This window comes from Phycicoccus mangrovi (assembly GCF_018729305.1).
Lineage (GTDB): Bacteria > Actinomycetota > Actinomycetes > Actinomycetales > Dermatophilaceae > Phycicoccus > Phycicoccus jejuensis.
The window spans coordinates 283,155-296,687 of sequence record NZ_JAHHWP010000009.1 but is presented as its reverse complement, the minus strand read 5'-3'; the positions used below and the strand labels follow the sequence as shown (position 1 = coordinate 296,687).

General features: G+C 74.4%; 12 protein-coding genes and 1 riboswitch. Of the genes, 7 read left to right on the top strand and 5 right to left on the bottom strand.

What is annotated here, in order from left to right; translation table 11 throughout:
* The first annotated feature begins 35 nt into the window (after positions 1 to 35).
* Both KMZ30_RS08265 and KMZ30_RS08260 read left to right on the top strand, forming a co-directional pair.
* Entirely contained in the window at positions 36 to 896 is an 861-nt protein-coding gene (locus KMZ30_RS08265; RefSeq protein ID WP_215513534.1) for an Fpg/Nei family DNA glycosylase, read from the top strand.
* Positions 897 to 945: 49 nt separating this feature from the next.
* On the top strand, positions 946 to 1,284 hold the full coding sequence (locus KMZ30_RS08260; protein ID WP_215513533.1) for a rhodanese-like domain-containing protein: 339 nt from the start codon (positions 946 to 948) through the stop codon (positions 1,282 to 1,284).
* Between the two features lie 81 nt (positions 1,285 to 1,365).
* Here the strand turns inward: KMZ30_RS08260 and KMZ30_RS08255 are convergent, their stop codons facing one another.
* Positions 1,366 to 1,680, bottom strand: coding sequence for a DMT family transporter (locus tag KMZ30_RS08255; protein ID WP_030527182.1), 315 nt, complete (start codon positions 1,678 to 1,680; stop codon positions 1,366 to 1,368).
* A gap of 10 nt (positions 1,681 to 1,690) precedes the next feature.
* A riboswitch (guanidine-III (ykkC-III) riboswitch) is annotated at positions 1,691 to 1,756 on the bottom strand.
* A 258-nt stretch (positions 1,757 to 2,014) separates the two neighbouring features.
* On the opposite strand from KMZ30_RS08255, the gene KMZ30_RS08250 reads away from it, so the two are divergent.
* Entirely contained in the window at positions 2,015 to 3,670 is a 1,656-nt protein-coding gene (locus KMZ30_RS08250) for an alkaline phosphatase D family protein (protein WP_215513532.1), read from the top strand.
* A 97-nt stretch (positions 3,671 to 3,767) separates the two neighbouring features.
* On the opposite strand, the gene KMZ30_RS08245 is transcribed toward KMZ30_RS08250, so the two are convergent.
* Positions 3,768 to 5,333: a M20/M25/M40 family metallo-hydrolase gene (locus KMZ30_RS08245; protein WP_215513531.1), complete on the bottom strand. Its 1,566-nt coding sequence runs from the start codon at positions 5,331 to 5,333 to the stop codon at positions 3,768 to 3,770.
* A gap of 234 nt (positions 5,334 to 5,567) precedes the next feature.
* On the opposite strand from KMZ30_RS08245, the gene KMZ30_RS08240 reads away from it, so the two are divergent.
* Positions 5,568 to 6,782 carry an ATP-binding protein gene (locus KMZ30_RS08240; protein WP_207023800.1) on the top strand — a complete coding sequence of 405 codons (1,215 nt, stop codon included), beginning with the start codon at positions 5,568 to 5,570 and terminating at the stop codon, positions 6,780 to 6,782.
* 129 nt (positions 6,783 to 6,911) lie between these two features.
* On the opposite strand, the gene KMZ30_RS08235 is transcribed toward KMZ30_RS08240, so the two are convergent.
* Both KMZ30_RS08235 and KMZ30_RS08230 read right to left on the bottom strand, forming a co-directional pair.
* Positions 6,912 to 7,913, bottom strand: a complete 1,002-nt coding sequence (locus KMZ30_RS08235) for a methyl-accepting chemotaxis protein (RefSeq protein WP_207023803.1) — start codon at positions 7,911 to 7,913, stop codon at positions 6,912 to 6,914.
* The gene (locus tag KMZ30_RS08230; RefSeq protein ID WP_215513530.1) at positions 7,910 to 8,446 is read right to left on the bottom strand and encodes a PAS domain-containing protein; all 537 of its coding nucleotides are present in this window, start codon (positions 8,444 to 8,446) and stop codon (positions 7,910 to 7,912) included. The genes KMZ30_RS08235 and KMZ30_RS08230 overlap by 4 nt, the downstream gene beginning before the upstream one ends.
* Before the next feature lie 124 nt (positions 8,447 to 8,570).
* Here KMZ30_RS08230 and asd point away from each other — a divergent pair, with 124 nt between their 5' ends.
* From asd to KMZ30_RS08215, 3 genes are all read left to right on the top strand, one after another.
* Positions 8,571 to 9,422 (top strand): archaetidylserine decarboxylase, encoded by an 852-nt coding sequence (gene asd, locus KMZ30_RS08225; protein ID WP_215513529.1) that lies wholly within the window; start codon positions 8,571 to 8,573, stop codon positions 9,420 to 9,422.
* A gap of 153 nt (positions 9,423 to 9,575) precedes the next feature.
* The gene (locus KMZ30_RS08220; protein ID WP_215513528.1) at positions 9,576 to 10,832 is read left to right on the top strand and encodes an extracellular catalytic domain type 1 short-chain-length polyhydroxyalkanoate depolymerase; all 1,257 of its coding nucleotides are present in this window, start codon (positions 9,576 to 9,578) and stop codon (positions 10,830 to 10,832) included.
* 40 nt (positions 10,833 to 10,872) lie between these two features.
* Positions 10,873 to 12,093 carry an FAD-binding domain-containing protein gene (locus KMZ30_RS08215; RefSeq protein WP_215513527.1) on the top strand — a complete coding sequence of 407 codons (1,221 nt, stop codon included), beginning with the start codon at positions 10,873 to 10,875 and terminating at the stop codon, positions 12,091 to 12,093.
* A 3-nt stretch (positions 12,094 to 12,096) separates the two neighbouring features.
* Here KMZ30_RS08215 and KMZ30_RS08210 read toward each other — a convergent pair whose 3' ends face one another.
* Positions 12,097 to 13,521: an HNH endonuclease signature motif containing protein gene (locus KMZ30_RS08210; RefSeq protein WP_215513526.1), complete on the bottom strand. Its 1,425-nt coding sequence runs from the start codon at positions 13,519 to 13,521 to the stop codon at positions 12,097 to 12,099.
* Positions 13,522 to 13,533: the final 12 nt, after the last annotated feature.

Here is a 13,533-nt window from a genome sequence, read left to right as displayed (position 1 = left end):
TCCCCCGCGTCGGTGGTGGACGGTAGCGTCGGGCCATGCCCGAGCTGCCCGAGGTGCAGGCGCTGGCCGACTTCCTGGCCCAGCGCACCGACCGGCTCGTCGTCACCGGCGTCGAGCTCGGGAGCTTCCACGTGCTCAAGACCTTCACGCCGCCGCCCGACGCCCTCGTCGGCGCCCCGGTCGACGGGGTGTCGCGGCACGGCAAGTTCCTCGACCTGGACTGCGGTGGCACGCATCTGGTCTTCCACCTCGCCCGGGCCGGCTGGCTGCGCTGGTCCGACGCGATGCCGGCGACGGTGCTGCGGCCGGGCAAGTCGCCGATCGCGCTGCGGGTGCGGTTCGACGACGCGTCGGGCTTCGACCTCACCGAGGCCGGCACCCAGAAGCGCCTCGCCGCCTACGTCGTCAACCGCGTCGAGGACGTGCCGGGCATCGTCTCGCTCGGGCCCGACCCGCTCGCCGACGAGTTCACGCAGGAGGTCTTCGCGGGCATCCTCGCGGAGCACCGGATGCAGGTGAAGGGGCTGCTGCGCGACCAGTCGATCATCGCCGGGGTCGGCAACGCCTACTCCGACGAGGTGCTGCACGTCGCGAAGCTGTCGCCGTTCGCGATCGCGGCGAAGCTCGACGCCGAGCAGGTGACCCGCCTGTACACGGCGCTGCGCGAGACCCTCGCCCACGCGGTGGCGACCGCCTCGGGCAAGCCGGCGAAGGAGCTCAAGGACGCCAAGCGGGCGGGGATGAGGGTGCACGGCCGCACCGGCGAGACCTGCCCCGAGTGCGGCGACGTCGTCCGCGAGGTCTCGTTCGCCGACTCGTCGCTCCAGTACTGCGCCACGTGCCAGACCGGCGGCAAGCCTCTCGCCGACCGGCGCACGAGCAAGTTCCTCAAGTAGCGCGGACGCGACCGCCGGCCGGGCCCGGGGCGTGCGCGATGCTGGGGGCATGAGCGAGTTCCCCGACGTGCCGGTCTCCGCGGTCCCCGACGACGCGGCCTTCCTCGACATCCGCGAGCAGGACGAGTGGGACCGCGGCCACGCCCCCGGCGCCGTCCACATCCCGATGGCCGAGCTGCCGCAGCGCCTCGACGAGCTCGCGCCCTTCCTCGACCGCGACGAGCCGCTCGTCGTCACCTGCCGCTCCGGCGGGCGGGTCTCGCGGGTGCTGCCGTGGCTCGCGCAGCAGGGCTACGAGGTGGCCAACCTCGAGGGCGGGATGCGCGCCTGGCACGCGGAGGGCCGCCCGATGGAGGCCGCCGGCGGCGCGGAGCCCCAGGTCCCCTGACCCCGGCCCGATCGCGCGCTACACCGCAGTAAGTGTCGCCACAGCGGCAGTTACTGCGGTGTAGCCCGGCACGGAGTCGGGTCAGGAGACGAGCTTGAGGCCGACGACGCAGCCGACGATGCCGAGCACGAGCAGGACCCGCAGCAGCGAGACCGGCTCCTCGCCCGTGGCCATCGCGACGGACACCGTGAGCACGGCGCCGATGCCGACCCACACCGCGTAGGCGGTGCCGACGGGCAGCTCGCGCATCGCCCAGCCGAGGCCGCCCATGCTCGCGGCGAGCGCCACGACGAAGACGACGGCGGGGACCGGACGGCTCAGGCCCTCGGACCGGCCGAGGGCGGTGGCCCAGACGGCCTCGAGGACACCGGAGAGGACGAGGACGACCCACGACATGACGTGCTCCTGCGGGCCGTCTTGTCGCGTCACCGGGTACGGCACCCATCGTCCGGGAGCCCGTGCGGGGCTCTCTCGCCACTGTCGCACGCCCCGTCCGCCGGGGCAAACCCGTGTCGATGGTCTCGTCTGTGATTCTCTAGTACCACGGCTAGACGGGCCCAGACGCGGCGATCGACGCCCCGGCCCCGGTTCTCCACCCGCTGCTGACGCTCCCCTGACCCGCACCGGACGAACCGCAGGGACACCGGCCACCCGGGGGACACGGACCCTTCACGCACCCCTCGTGCCGTGCTCTCCCGCCGGTCGCCGACCAGCGGCGAGGGTGGCGGCCATGACCACGACAGCCTCCCGCCGGACCCTCCTGCGCGTCGGGGCGGTCGCCGCCGCCGGCGCCGCCACGTCCACGGTCGCCCTGCGCGCCGACGCCCGCCCGACCGCGGCCGCGCCGACGCCGCGCACCGACCCCTTCACGCTCGGCGTCGCCTCGGGCGACCCCTCCCCGGACGGCTTCGTCCTGTGGACGCGGCTGGCCGTCGAGCCGCTGGCCGCCGACGGCCTCGGCGGGATGCCGGACCGCACCTTCGTCGTCGGCTGGCAGGTCGCCCGGGACGAGGGTTTCCACCAGGTCGTCCGCTCCGGGGTCGTCCCGGCCCGGGCCGCCCGCGCGCACGCCGTGCACGTCGAGGTCGGCGGCCTGCTGCCCGGCCGGGAGTACTTCTACCGCTTCCGCCTCGGACGCTTCGTCACCCGCACCGGCCGCGCGACGACCGCCCCCGCGCCCTGGCAGTCCCCGACGTCGCTGACGATGGCCTTCGCCTCCTGCTCCAACCTGCCGGCGGGGTACTTCACGGCCTACGGTCACCTCGCCGACGAGCGGCCGGACCTCGTGCTCCACCTCGGGGACTACCAGTACGAGGGCGCCGGCGACGGGATCGGCCGCCACCACGCCGGCCCGGAGACGACGACGCTCGCGGGCTACCGGCAGCGGCTCGCGCAGTACAAGACCGACCCCGACCTCCAGGCGGCGCACGCCGCCGCCCCGTGGCTCGCGGTCTGGGACGACCACGAGGTCGACAACAACTACGCCGACGACGTGCCCGAGAAGGTCTCGGAGACACCGGGGTTCCTCGACCGGCGGGCGGCCGCCTACCGCGCCTACTACGAGAACATGCCGCTGCGCCGCACGTCGGTGCCGCGTGGGCCCGACCTGCAGCTGTTCCGGCGGGTGGGCTGGGGCTCGCTCGCGACGTTCCACATGCTCGACACCCGGCAGTACCGCTCCGACCAGGCGTGCGGCGACGGCTACAAGGACTGCCCGGAGGCCGCTGACCCGGCACGCTCGCTGCCGGGGCACGCGCAGGAGCGCTGGCTGCTCGACGGGTTCCGCCGCTCGCGCGCCCGCTGGGACCTCCTCGGGCAGCAGGTCTTCTTCGGCCGCCGCGACAACGACCCCGGCGCCGCGACGACGGTCTCGATGGACGCCTGGGACGGCTACCCCGCCTCGCGCGAGCGGGTGACCCGCGGCTGGGTCGACGCCGGCGTGCGCAACCCGGTCGTCCTCACGGGTGACGTGCACGCGCACTGGGCGTCCGACCTGTTCCTCGACGGGGACGAGGGCCGGGTGGTCGGGTCCGAGCTCGTCACCTCCTCGATCACCTCGGGCGGCGACGGCTACGACGAGGCCGACGGCACGCACCCGTGGGCCGCGTGGAACCCGAACCTCCGGTTCTGGACCAACCTGCGGGGCTACGTCAGCACGACGATCACCCGGGACGAGCTGACCGCGCGCTTCCGGTGCGTCCCGGTCGTCACCACCCCCGGAGCGGAGGCCTTCACCCGCGCGACCTTCGTCCTCGGCGACCGGGAGCGGGGGCTCGTCCAGGTGCAGGACGCCCCGATGGCGAGCGCCGTGGCCCGCGGCACGGCGCGCTCGGACGCGGACAAGGTCGCCGACACCGTCCGTGAGGAGACGCACGGCGGCAGCTGACCGCTGTGGTCCGTACTCGGGCACGAACGGACCCGCCCCGCACCACCTCCGGTCAGGGGGTGGTGCGGGGCGGGTCCGCGGGCGTGGTGGGCCGGCGTCAGGCGCGGAAGCCGTCGAAGACCCGGTACATGAAGTCCGTGCCGCGCTCGAGGGCCTCGACGTAGATCCGCTCGTCGTTGCCGTGCATCCCGATGAGCTGGTCGTTGTCGATGACGTACGGGTAGACGCCGTAGCCGGGGATGCCCCGCTCGCGCCACGGGCCGAGGCTCGTCCCGGCCTCGAAGAGCGCCGGCGAGAACACGGCCTTCGGGTAGGTGCGCCTCGCCGCCCGCTCGATCGCGTCGTAGAGCGGGGTGTCGAGCGACGCCGGCGCGGTGGCCCACGTCTCGTCGAGCTGGTCGAGGTAGTCGGCCTCGCTGACGCCCTCGGGTGCCCCCAGACGGACCTCGATGTCCCTGCCGCGCAGCGTCCGACGCAGCCGCGCCACGAAGTCACGCGGCTTCTCGCCACCGGGGATGCCCCGACAGTTGACGCGCACGTGCGCCTCGGACGGGATGACGTTCTCCTTGTACCCCGCGTCCTCGATGACGAAGGCGGTCGTCGTCCGCAGCAGCGCCGAGTGGAGGTAGGGGTAGTCGGAGTGCCGGACGACGAGCGCGGCGGCCCGCTCGCGGACCTTCGTGCTGCGGGTGCCGAGCATCAGCCGGATCGCGTTCGCGAACCGGCGGTCGTCGGTGGCCCGGGCGAGGGCGGAGAAGTACTCGCGGGTGACCTTCGTGAGGTGCACCGGGGCGAGGTCGTCGCCGATGTCGGCGACCGCCCGCGACAGGGACACGATCGCGTTGTCCGGGATCGGTTTCGACGAGTGCGTCGCGGTGCCGGAGGCGTAGAGGTCGAGGTTGAAGTAGACCTTGTCCTGGCGGGTCACCGTCACGAGCATCGGCGTCCTGCCGTTGGACTGTGCGAGGAACCAGCCGCCCTCGGTCAGCACCATCCCGGCGTCGAGCTTGTCCCAGTGCTTCTCGGCGAGCCAGCCCGAGCCGTAGCTGCCGGCCTCCTCGTCGCAGTCGGTGAGGACGATGATGTCTCGCTCGAACCGGTGCCCCTCCTGCACGTGCCGCAGCAGCCCGGCGATGGACGCCGCGTTGGCGCCCTTCATGTCGAGCGCGCCACGACCGTAGATCTCGCCGCCCTTCACCACGGCGGCGAAGGGGTCGACCGACCAGTTCTCGCGCTCGACGGGCACGACGTCGGAGTGGCCGAGCAGGAGCAGCGGCCGTGCCGACGTCGTCCCCTTGATCCGCGCGATGAGGTGGACGTTGTCCGGCTGGGGGGTCGGGATGATCTCGGAGCGGACGCCGGCGGCGTCCCAGACGCCGCGCAGCCACTGCGCGTGCGCCCGGGTCTTGCCGCCCTCGCCGAAGTTCTGGGTGTCGAAGGAGATCATCCGGCGCAGGAGCGCGAGCGGGGTCGGTGCGGTCGCGGTCGCGAGACCGGCGGTGGGCCGGGCCACGGCCCCGCTCCCGCTGACGAGGCCGGTGGCCGCGAGGGTCGCGGCGCCACCGGCGCCCGCGAGGAGGGCGCGTCGCCCGAGGAGGCGGCAGGCGGTGTTGCCGTCGGTGGGGGTGGTGCGGGCTGGTCCGGTCGATGGGTGGTCGGTCATCGTCGTGGTCCTCACGTCATTGTGGTGGTCCCGGGGCGCCCCGACTGTTTCCCCGGCCCGCGGGGTGACCCACGGGTAGGCCCGGCGCCGTCGACGAACGGTCCCCGTGGTGGTGCGAGCGGTCGCGCGACGCGCTCCGGGGCAGGACAAGGTCGGCGTATGTCAGCGAGCGACACGATCGGGGCGTCTGCGGATGTATCGGGTCAGGGCTAGAGATGCCCATACGGTGTGATCGTGGACCCGATCCGGAACCCCTACGCCCCCGGCGCCGGCCAGCGGCCGCCCGAGCTCGCCGGCCGCGACGAGCAGCTGGACGCCTTCGACGTCGTCCTCGAGCGGGTGGCCCGGGGCCGCCCCGAGCGCTCGGTGGTCCTCACCGGTCTGCGGGGCGTCGGCAAGACCGTCCTGCTCAACGCGCTGCGCTCGGCCGCGGTGCGGGCGGGGTGGGGCACCGGCAAGCTCGAGGCGCGTCCCGACCAGTCCCTGCGGCGGCCGCTGTCGTCGGCCCTGCACCAGGCGGTGCGCGAGCTCGGGCCGGCGGGAGGTGCCGGGGACCACGCGCTCGGGGTGATCCGGTCCTTCGCCCAGCGCGAGCCGGAGTCGGGCCGCTCGGCCCGGTCGGCCCCCAAGTTGCGCGACCGCTGGAACCCGGGCATCACCGTGCCCGCGGTCACCGGGCGCGCCGACTCGGGCGACGTCGAGATCGACCTCGTCGAGCTGCTGTCCGACCTCGGGGGGACGGCGGCCGACACCGGCCGCGGCATCGCCGTCTTCATCGACGAGATGCAGGACCTCGGGCCCGAGGACGTCTCGGCCCTCTGCGCGGCCGCGCACGAGATCAGCCAGACCGGGCTGCCGCTCATCGTCGTGGGCGCCGGGCTGCCGCACCTCCCGGCGGTCCTGTCGGCCTCGAAGTCGTACTCCGAGCGGCTGTTCCGGTACTCGCGCATCGACCGGCTCGACCGCGACGCGGCGGACGCGGCGCTCGTGCGGCCGGCGGCCGACGAAGGGGCGGAGTACGAGCCGGACGCGCTCGCGGCGATGTACCTCGCGACCGGCGGGTACCCCTACTTCATCCAGGCCTACGGGAAGGCGGTGTGGGACAGGGCACCCGGCTCGCCCATCACGCCGGCCGACGTCGAGGTCGCGGCGCCGGAGGCCGAGGCCGAGCTGGCGGTCGGGTTCTTCGGGTCGCGGTTCGAGCGGGCGACGCCCGGTGAGCGCGAGTACCTGCGGGCGATGGCGGAGGTCGCCGCCGCGGCCGGGGGCACCGACGACGCCGACGCCGTCCCCACCGCGGACGTCGCGGCGCACCTCGGACGCAAGCCGCAGTCGCTCTCGCCGGCCCGCGACGCGCTCCTCAAGAAGGGCCTCATCTACTCCGGCGAGCGGGGCCTCATCGCCTTCACCGTGCCGCACTTCGGGCGGTACCTGCGCGACCACACCTGATCCGGGCGCCTGCGGACGGGTGTGCAGGAATCGTCACATTCGTCGATTTCTGCACGGCGTACAGGACGGGCACCGGTCGCGCTCCGGAGTGCGCGCGACCGGTGCCCGTCCAGCCCGGGGGGCGCCGCCTCAGGTGCGGCGCATGACATCGAGGAAGGTCCCGACCTCGGCGCGGAGCATCTCGGCCATCTGGGCCAGGCCCTGGCCGACGCGGGGGTCGAGACCGTAGCCCCCGTCCGACATCGAGGCGTTGCCGTCGACGGCGTAGCGGAGGTCGTCGACCATCGGCGACATGTCGCGGACCATGCCGTGGACGGACTGGATCGCGTTGATGCTGCGGCCGGAGGCGGCGATCATCTCCTGGACCTGGTTGGTGATGTCCTCCGTCGACTTCGCGGTGGTCTCGGCGAGCGACTTGACCTCGGAGGCGACGACGTCGAACCCGCGGCCGGCTGTGCCGGCCCGGGCCGCCTCGATCTGCGCGTTGAGGGCGAGGAGCTTGGTCTGTGCGGCGACCGAGGAGATGAACCCGACGACGTTCTCGATCTCGCGCGAGGCGCCGTCGAGGTTGGCCATCGTCGTCGTCGCGGCGTCGGCCTGGCCGACCGCGTCCTCCGCGTAGCGGCCGAGGTTGGCGGCCGTCGCCGACAGCTCGGTGGAGGCGGCCGCGACCTGCTGGGACACCGCGAGGACGGTCTCCTCGAACCGGTCGGCGAGCTCGAGGCGCTCGGTGACCGCGCTCTTGGAGCGGCCCTCCGCCTCGATCATCGCCGCGCGGGCCGCGTTGATGGCGCCGGCGCCGCGCAGGAAGGAGCCGAACAGGCCGGCGGGCAGCACCTGGCGGTAGTAGCGGCCCTCGATGATGGCCTCGAGCGCGCCGGTCACCTCGCGGGCGAAGGCATCGGTGCGGTCGAGCGAGTCGTTGAGGGCGAGCCGCAGCCCGGTGACCTCGGGGAAGGCGTCCTCCCCGTCGATGCGGGTGAAGCGGGCCTCGGAGTCGCCGGCCCCGGCAGCGGCCGCGACCCGGCGGGCCTCGGCCAGCGCCTCGCGCAGCACCTCGACCTCGCTGCGGCGGCCGGAGGCGCCCTTGTCCTTGGTGGCGCCGCGGCGGCGTGCGGTGACGATGCTCATGCTGCGACCTCCGTGGCGAGGGACCAGACCCACTCGTCGTAGGTCATGCCGAGCTGCTCGAGGCGCTCGTGCAGGAAGGCGAGGCCGCCGGCGGAGGCCTCGGTGGCCCGGCCGAAGGAGGCCTCGTGCGAGCGGATCTCGCGGTAGAGGGGCTCGATGACGTTGAGGGCCGAGCGGCTCGGCACGCGACGGTTCGAGTGGTAGCCGATGATCGAGCCACGGGCGTCGAACGTCGGGGTCACGTGGGCGAAGACCCAGTAGTGACCGCCGTCGCCGGCCATGTTGACGACGTAGGCGAAGAGCTCCTGGCCGGCCTGCAGCCGGTCCCAGAGGAGCTTGAACACACCCGCGGGCATGCTCGGGTGGCGGATGATGTTGTGCGGCTTGCCGAGCACGTCCGCCTCGTCGAAGGCGGAGACGCGGCAGAACACCTCGTTCGCGTACGTGATCCGACCCTGCAGGTCGGTCTTGGTCACGATGATCTCGTCGCGACCGAACGTACGCTCGACGCCGCTGGGGGTCGTGCGTGTCATGGGGGGCCTTTCTCCGGAACGGCAATGTCCACCCCGCTCATCGGCGCCGCGACGGGGTGCTCGAGCAAGATCGCGTCAAGATCGGCTCAGGATCGGCGTCGGCCGCCCTTGCTAGGTTGGCCGGGTGCTCGGACGCCTCCTCATCGCCCTCGTCTCGGTCCTGCCCCGGCACGGGATGAGCCGCGGCGCCGGCTGGCTGGCGAGCCGGACCATCCCGCGCCGCCGGCGCGCCACCGTGCTGGGCGGCTTCAGCCGCGTCGTCGGCGCCGACCCCCGCGAGGCGGAGCTCCCGCTCGAGGAGTACCCGACGCTCAACGCGTACTTCACGCGCACCCTCGCGCCCGGGCTGCGGCCGGTGGCCCCGGGGGCGCTCGTCTCGCCCGTCGACGCCACGGTCGGGGCCTGGGGCGAGGTCGTGTCCGACACGCTGGTGCAGGCCAAGGGGCACGACTACTCGCTCGCGGCCCTGCTCGCGGACCGGGCGTACGCCGACCTGTTCGAGGGCGGCACCTACACGACCCTGTACCTCTCGCCCAGCGACTACCACCGCATCCACGCCCCGATCGACGGTCGGGTCACGGCGGCCACCTACGTCCCGGGCGACCTCTGGCCGGTCAACAGCGCCGCGGTGGCGAACGTCGCCGACCTCTTCGCGCGCAACGAGCGCATCGTCGTGCGGATGGAGACCGAGGGCGGCGGCCACGTGGCCGTCGTGCCGGTCGGCGCGACGATGGTCGGGATGACGCGCCTCGCCTTCGACGAGCGGCTGCACACCAACGCCCACCGGCGCGAGGTGCAGCGGTACGACTACGACGAGCCGCACCACCTCGCGGCCGGAGACCCGCTCGGGCACTTCGAGTTCGGGTCCACCGTCGTCCTCGTGTGCTCGCGGGGGGCCGGGGTCGTCGAGCCGCTGACGCTCGGGGCTCCGGTGCGGATGGGCGAGCGGATCGGGTCCCCGGCGACGTCCGGCTGAACCGGGGCGCGGCGGTGTCGTCGCGCACCATGTCGCACGGGCCCAGTGGCGACCGCTCGTCCTGGGGTCGCACGCCACCGTCGCATCGCGGTGGGGGTGGCACGGTGTCCCGGTCCGGCGTCGACGGAGCCGCCGGGAAACGGAGGCAGACCGATGACGTCCACACCGTCCACCGCCCGCGCGACCGCCCTCGGGCGCAGCCTGGTCCTCCTCGTGGCGCTCGCCGTCCTCGGGGCGGTCGGCCTCGTCGTGACGACCTCGCCACCCGCGCGGGCCGCCGGGCTCACGCAGGTGACCGGGTTCGGCAGCAACCCCGGCGCTCTGGCGATGTACAGCTACCGACCCGACGGGCTGCCCTCCGGCGCACCGCTCGTCGTCGAGCTGCACGGCTGCACCCAGAACGCGTCGACGTACTTCGCGAACTCCGGGTGGCGCGAGATGGCCGACCGTAACGGGTTCGCCCTCGTGCTCGCCCAGCAGAGCAGCGCGAACAACTCGAGCTCCTGCTTCAACTGGTTCCAGGCGTCCGACACGGCGCGTGGGCAGGGCGAGGCGCTGAGCATCAAGCAGATGACCGACTACGCGGTGTCCTCCTACGGCCTCGACTCCGCTCGGGTCTACGTCACCGGCCTCTCCGCCGGGGCGGCGATGACCGCCGTCATGCTCGCGGCCTACCCCGACACCTACGCGGGCGGGTCCATCAACGCCGGCCTCCCCTACCGCTGCGCGAGCAGCACGCTCGACGCGTTCTCGTGCATGAACCCCGGTGTCGACAAGACGCCGGCCGCGTGGGGCGACCTCGTCCGCGCCGCGTACTCCGGGTACACGGGCAAGCGGCCACTCGTCTCGATCTGGCAGGGGACGTCCGACACGACCGTGGCCCCGATGAACGCCGGCGAGCTGCGCGACCAGTTCACGAACGTCGCCGGCCTGTCGCAGACGCCGACGAGCAGCGGCACCGTCGCCTCGGGTGTCACGTACGAGGACTACGCGGGGCGGGTGCGGGTCACCCGCGTCCAGGGGATGACGCACGGCACGGCCGTCGACCCCGGGACGGGCACCGCGCAGTGCGGCACGGCCGGTGCGTACTTCATCGACACCTCGGTGTGCGCCGCCTACCAGGACGTCCGGTTCTTCGGGCTCGACGGCGGCACCGCCCCGACGCCGACCCCGACGGCCACGCCGACCGCGTCCCCGACGGCGAGCCCGACCCCCACCCCGACTCCGACCCCCACCGCGACGCCGACCTGCGTCACCGCGACGAACTACGCACACGTCACGGCGGGCCGGGCCTACCAGTCCGGCGGCTACGCCTACGCGACCGGCTCGAACCAGAACCTCGGCCTCTACAACACGTACTACACGGCGACGCTCAAGCAGACCTCGACGGGCTACTGGGAGAAGTGCTGAGCCACAGCGGGTCCGCATCGGCGGCGGGGTAGAACGGAGCATGCGCCTCCCCACCCCGCCGCCGCCCGGCGGTGACGACCCCGTCGCGTGGGTGCGCGAGCACCTCGGCCACCTCGTGCGCGAGGGCGCCGACGGCACGCGGCGGGGCGGTCACGTCGGGGGGCAGACCGCCGCCGACACCGCGCTCGCGACGCTCGACGTCAGCGGCTACGCGTCGCGCCGCAGCACGGTCCTCCCGGCCGAGCGGCGCGGGGCCAGCCGGATGTCCCCGTACATCCGCTACAACCTCGTGACGCTGCGCGAGGTCTGGGACGCGGTCGCCGACGCCCCGGCCCGCGACCGGGCGAAGTACCGCGACGAGCTGCTCTGGCAGGAGTACGCCCGTCACCTCTACGCACGGGTCGGCCGGGCCCTCGGCCGACCGCTGCGGCGCGAGCAGCCGCGGACGGCGGACCGCTGGCCGACCCCGTGGCCCGACGAGATGGCGTGCATGGCGGCGACGACGGGCGAGCTCGTCGAGGACGGCTGGCTGGTCAACCAGACGCGGATGTGGCTGGCCTCCCAGTGGGCGGTGCGGGCGGGCGCGGACTGGCGGGCCGGCGAGGACGTCTTCTTCGCGCACCTGCTCGACGGCTCGCGGGCCGCGAACCGGCTCGGGTGGCAGTGGACGGTCGGCACCGGGTCCGGGCGTCCGTACGGGTTCAGCCGCTGGCAGGTCGAGAAGCGGGCGTCGGCCCTGTGCCGCGGGTGCGCACTCGCCGACCGCTGTCCCGTCGAGGGCTGGCCCGACGAGGGCGTCGGCGCACCGGCGGACGGGCCCCCGCTCGGGCGGGCGCCCGTCCCGGCGGGCCCGGAGCGGGTGGAGGGGGGCGGGGCGGACGAGGTCTGGCTGACCGCGGAGTCCCTCGGCGACGCCGACCCCGCGCTCGCCGCCGACGAGCAGCGCCCGGCGGTGTTCGTCCTCGACGAGCCGCTGCTGGCCGGGCTCCGGCTCTCGGGGAAGCGCCTCGTGTTCCTCGCCGAGACGCTCGGCGACCTCGCGACGCGACGTCCGCTGGAGGTGCGGCTGGGCGTGGTCGCGGAGGAGCTGACGGGTCGGCGGCTCGCGGTCACCCACGCGCCCGTGCCCGGGTTCGCCCGACGCGCTGCCGCGGTGGCTCCGGTGGAGGTCCATCCCTACCCGTGGCTCGTGCGGCCACGCAGCGTGCCGGTGCAGTCGTTCACCGCGTGGCGGCGCGCGGTGGGGGCGCCGCGCTCCTGAGGGTCAGAAGGGTGGGGCGTCGGGCCAGGGGGACGAAGGCCGGCGAGGTGGGTGGTCGCCCGTGGGTGCGACCGTGAACCGTCGGCTCGGGCGGCGGACCTCGACCCGGCAGGGCGCTCGTCCCCACTGGTCGCCGCCGAGGAGCGACTCGAGCGCGTGCTCGAGGTCGCTGTGCGGACCGTCCGGGACGGTGAGCCGGGGCCGACCCGGTGGGGCGGCGAGGTCGTCGGGGACCGGGAGGTCCCGCGGGCGCCGCTCTCGGAGGTGGTCGCGAGGGTCGGTCGTGCGGACCCGCCCGGTCGGATCGAGGACGGTGTAGGTCCCGTCCGGTGCCAGCCGCGTGCGCCATCCGGGCCGCTGCTTGGTGCGGTGGTGGCGGCGGCAGAGGCAGACGAGGTTGAGGGCGCTGGTCGGGCCGGCGGGCCACGGCACGACGTGGTCGAGGTCGCACCAGCGAGCCGCGACGGAGCACCCGGGGAAGCGGCAGTGCCCGTCCCGCGCCCGGACCAAGGCCGCGAGGGCCGCACCCGGCCGGTACGCGGTGGTCGCCAGCGCGTCGATGGTGTCGAGGAGGGCGCCGGTGACCGGGTGGGCCTCGTGCTCCACGACGGTGGTGGTGACGGTGGCCTGCTGGAGCACGAGGTCGGTGAGCGCGCGGGCCCGGGCCCGGTCGATGCGCGCGCACGTCCCGTCGTCGACGTAGCGCTGCGCCAGCGCGTCGATCGCGGCCCACGCCCCGCGCGCCTCCTCGCTGGGGAAGGTCCCGAGCCACGTGTCGACCCCGGGCTCGTCGACCCAGCGGCGCAGGCCCGTCGCGGCGCGGGCACGCTCGGCGCGCTGCCGCAGGAGGTCGGGGTCGATCGTCGCGAGCAGGCGGCGGACGCGGCGGCGCAGCCGGGCGGCGTCCTCGCGCGCGAACCACTCGTCGAGGGCGGCGACGACCGTGCGGCGGACGTCCGCCGGGCACGCCTCGAGCTCGGCGGCGACGACGTGCGCGCGGTACGCGTCGAGGCGGCCCTGCCCCATCGCCGCGTGCAGGCCGCCGAGCCCCGTCTCGGTCGCCGTGCCCTCGGGGCCGTCCGCGGCCCGTCGCACTGCGTCCCGGACCCGCTGCTCGGCGGCGACCGCCGAGAGGCACAGCACTCCGGAGACGATGGCCGGGGCGTCGAGCGCCACGTGGCCGGGCGCCCTGCGGACCTCGCGGACGGTGCCGTCCTCGGCCCGCTCGGGCTCGAGCGACACGAGTCCCACGAGGACCTCGTCCTGCAGTGCCGTCGCCTCGTCGACGAGGGCCCGCAGCTCGCCGAGGGTCGCGGTCAGCTCTTCCCGAGTCCCGTCCCGGGTGCCGTGGGCACGCCCGGTGGAGAGGGTCGAGCGCGCCCGGCGCACCGCGTCGAGGAGGTCGTCGGACCTGCTGCTGGTGCCCATGTGCTCCCCCTC

Bases quoted from the DNA above. Each gene is read 5' to 3' on its own strand.
- KMZ30_RS08265 (WP_215513534.1), top strand. From the start codon at position 36: ATGCCCGAGCTGCCCGAGGTGCAGGCGCTGGCCGACTTCCTGGCCCAG.
- KMZ30_RS08260 (WP_215513533.1), top strand. From the start codon at position 946: ATGAGCGAGTTCCCCGACGTGCCGGTCTCCGCGGTCCCCGACGACGCG.
- KMZ30_RS08255 (WP_030527182.1), bottom strand. From the start codon at position 1,680: ATGTCGTGGGTCGTCCTCGTCCTCTCCGGTGTCCTCGAGGCCGTCTGG.
- KMZ30_RS08250 (WP_215513532.1), top strand. From the start codon at position 2,015: ATGACCACGACAGCCTCCCGCCGGACCCTCCTGCGCGTCGGGGCGGTC.
- KMZ30_RS08245 (WP_215513531.1), bottom strand. From the start codon at position 5,333: ATGACCGACCACCCATCGACCGGACCAGCCCGCACCACCCCCACCGAC.
- KMZ30_RS08235 (WP_207023803.1), bottom strand. From the start codon at position 7,913: ATGAGCATCGTCACCGCACGCCGCCGCGGCGCCACCAAGGACAAGGGC.
- KMZ30_RS08230 (WP_215513530.1), bottom strand. From the start codon at position 8,446: ATGACACGCACGACCCCCAGCGGCGTCGAGCGTACGTTCGGTCGCGAC.
- KMZ30_RS08220 (WP_215513528.1), top strand. From the start codon at position 9,576: ATGACGTCCACACCGTCCACCGCCCGCGCGACCGCCCTCGGGCGCAGC.
- KMZ30_RS08215 (WP_215513527.1), top strand. From the start codon at position 10,873: ATGCGCCTCCCCACCCCGCCGCCGCCCGGCGGTGACGACCCCGTCGCG.
- KMZ30_RS08210 (WP_215513526.1), bottom strand. From the start codon at position 13,521: ATGGGCACCAGCAGCAGGTCCGACGACCTCCTCGACGCGGTGCGCCGG.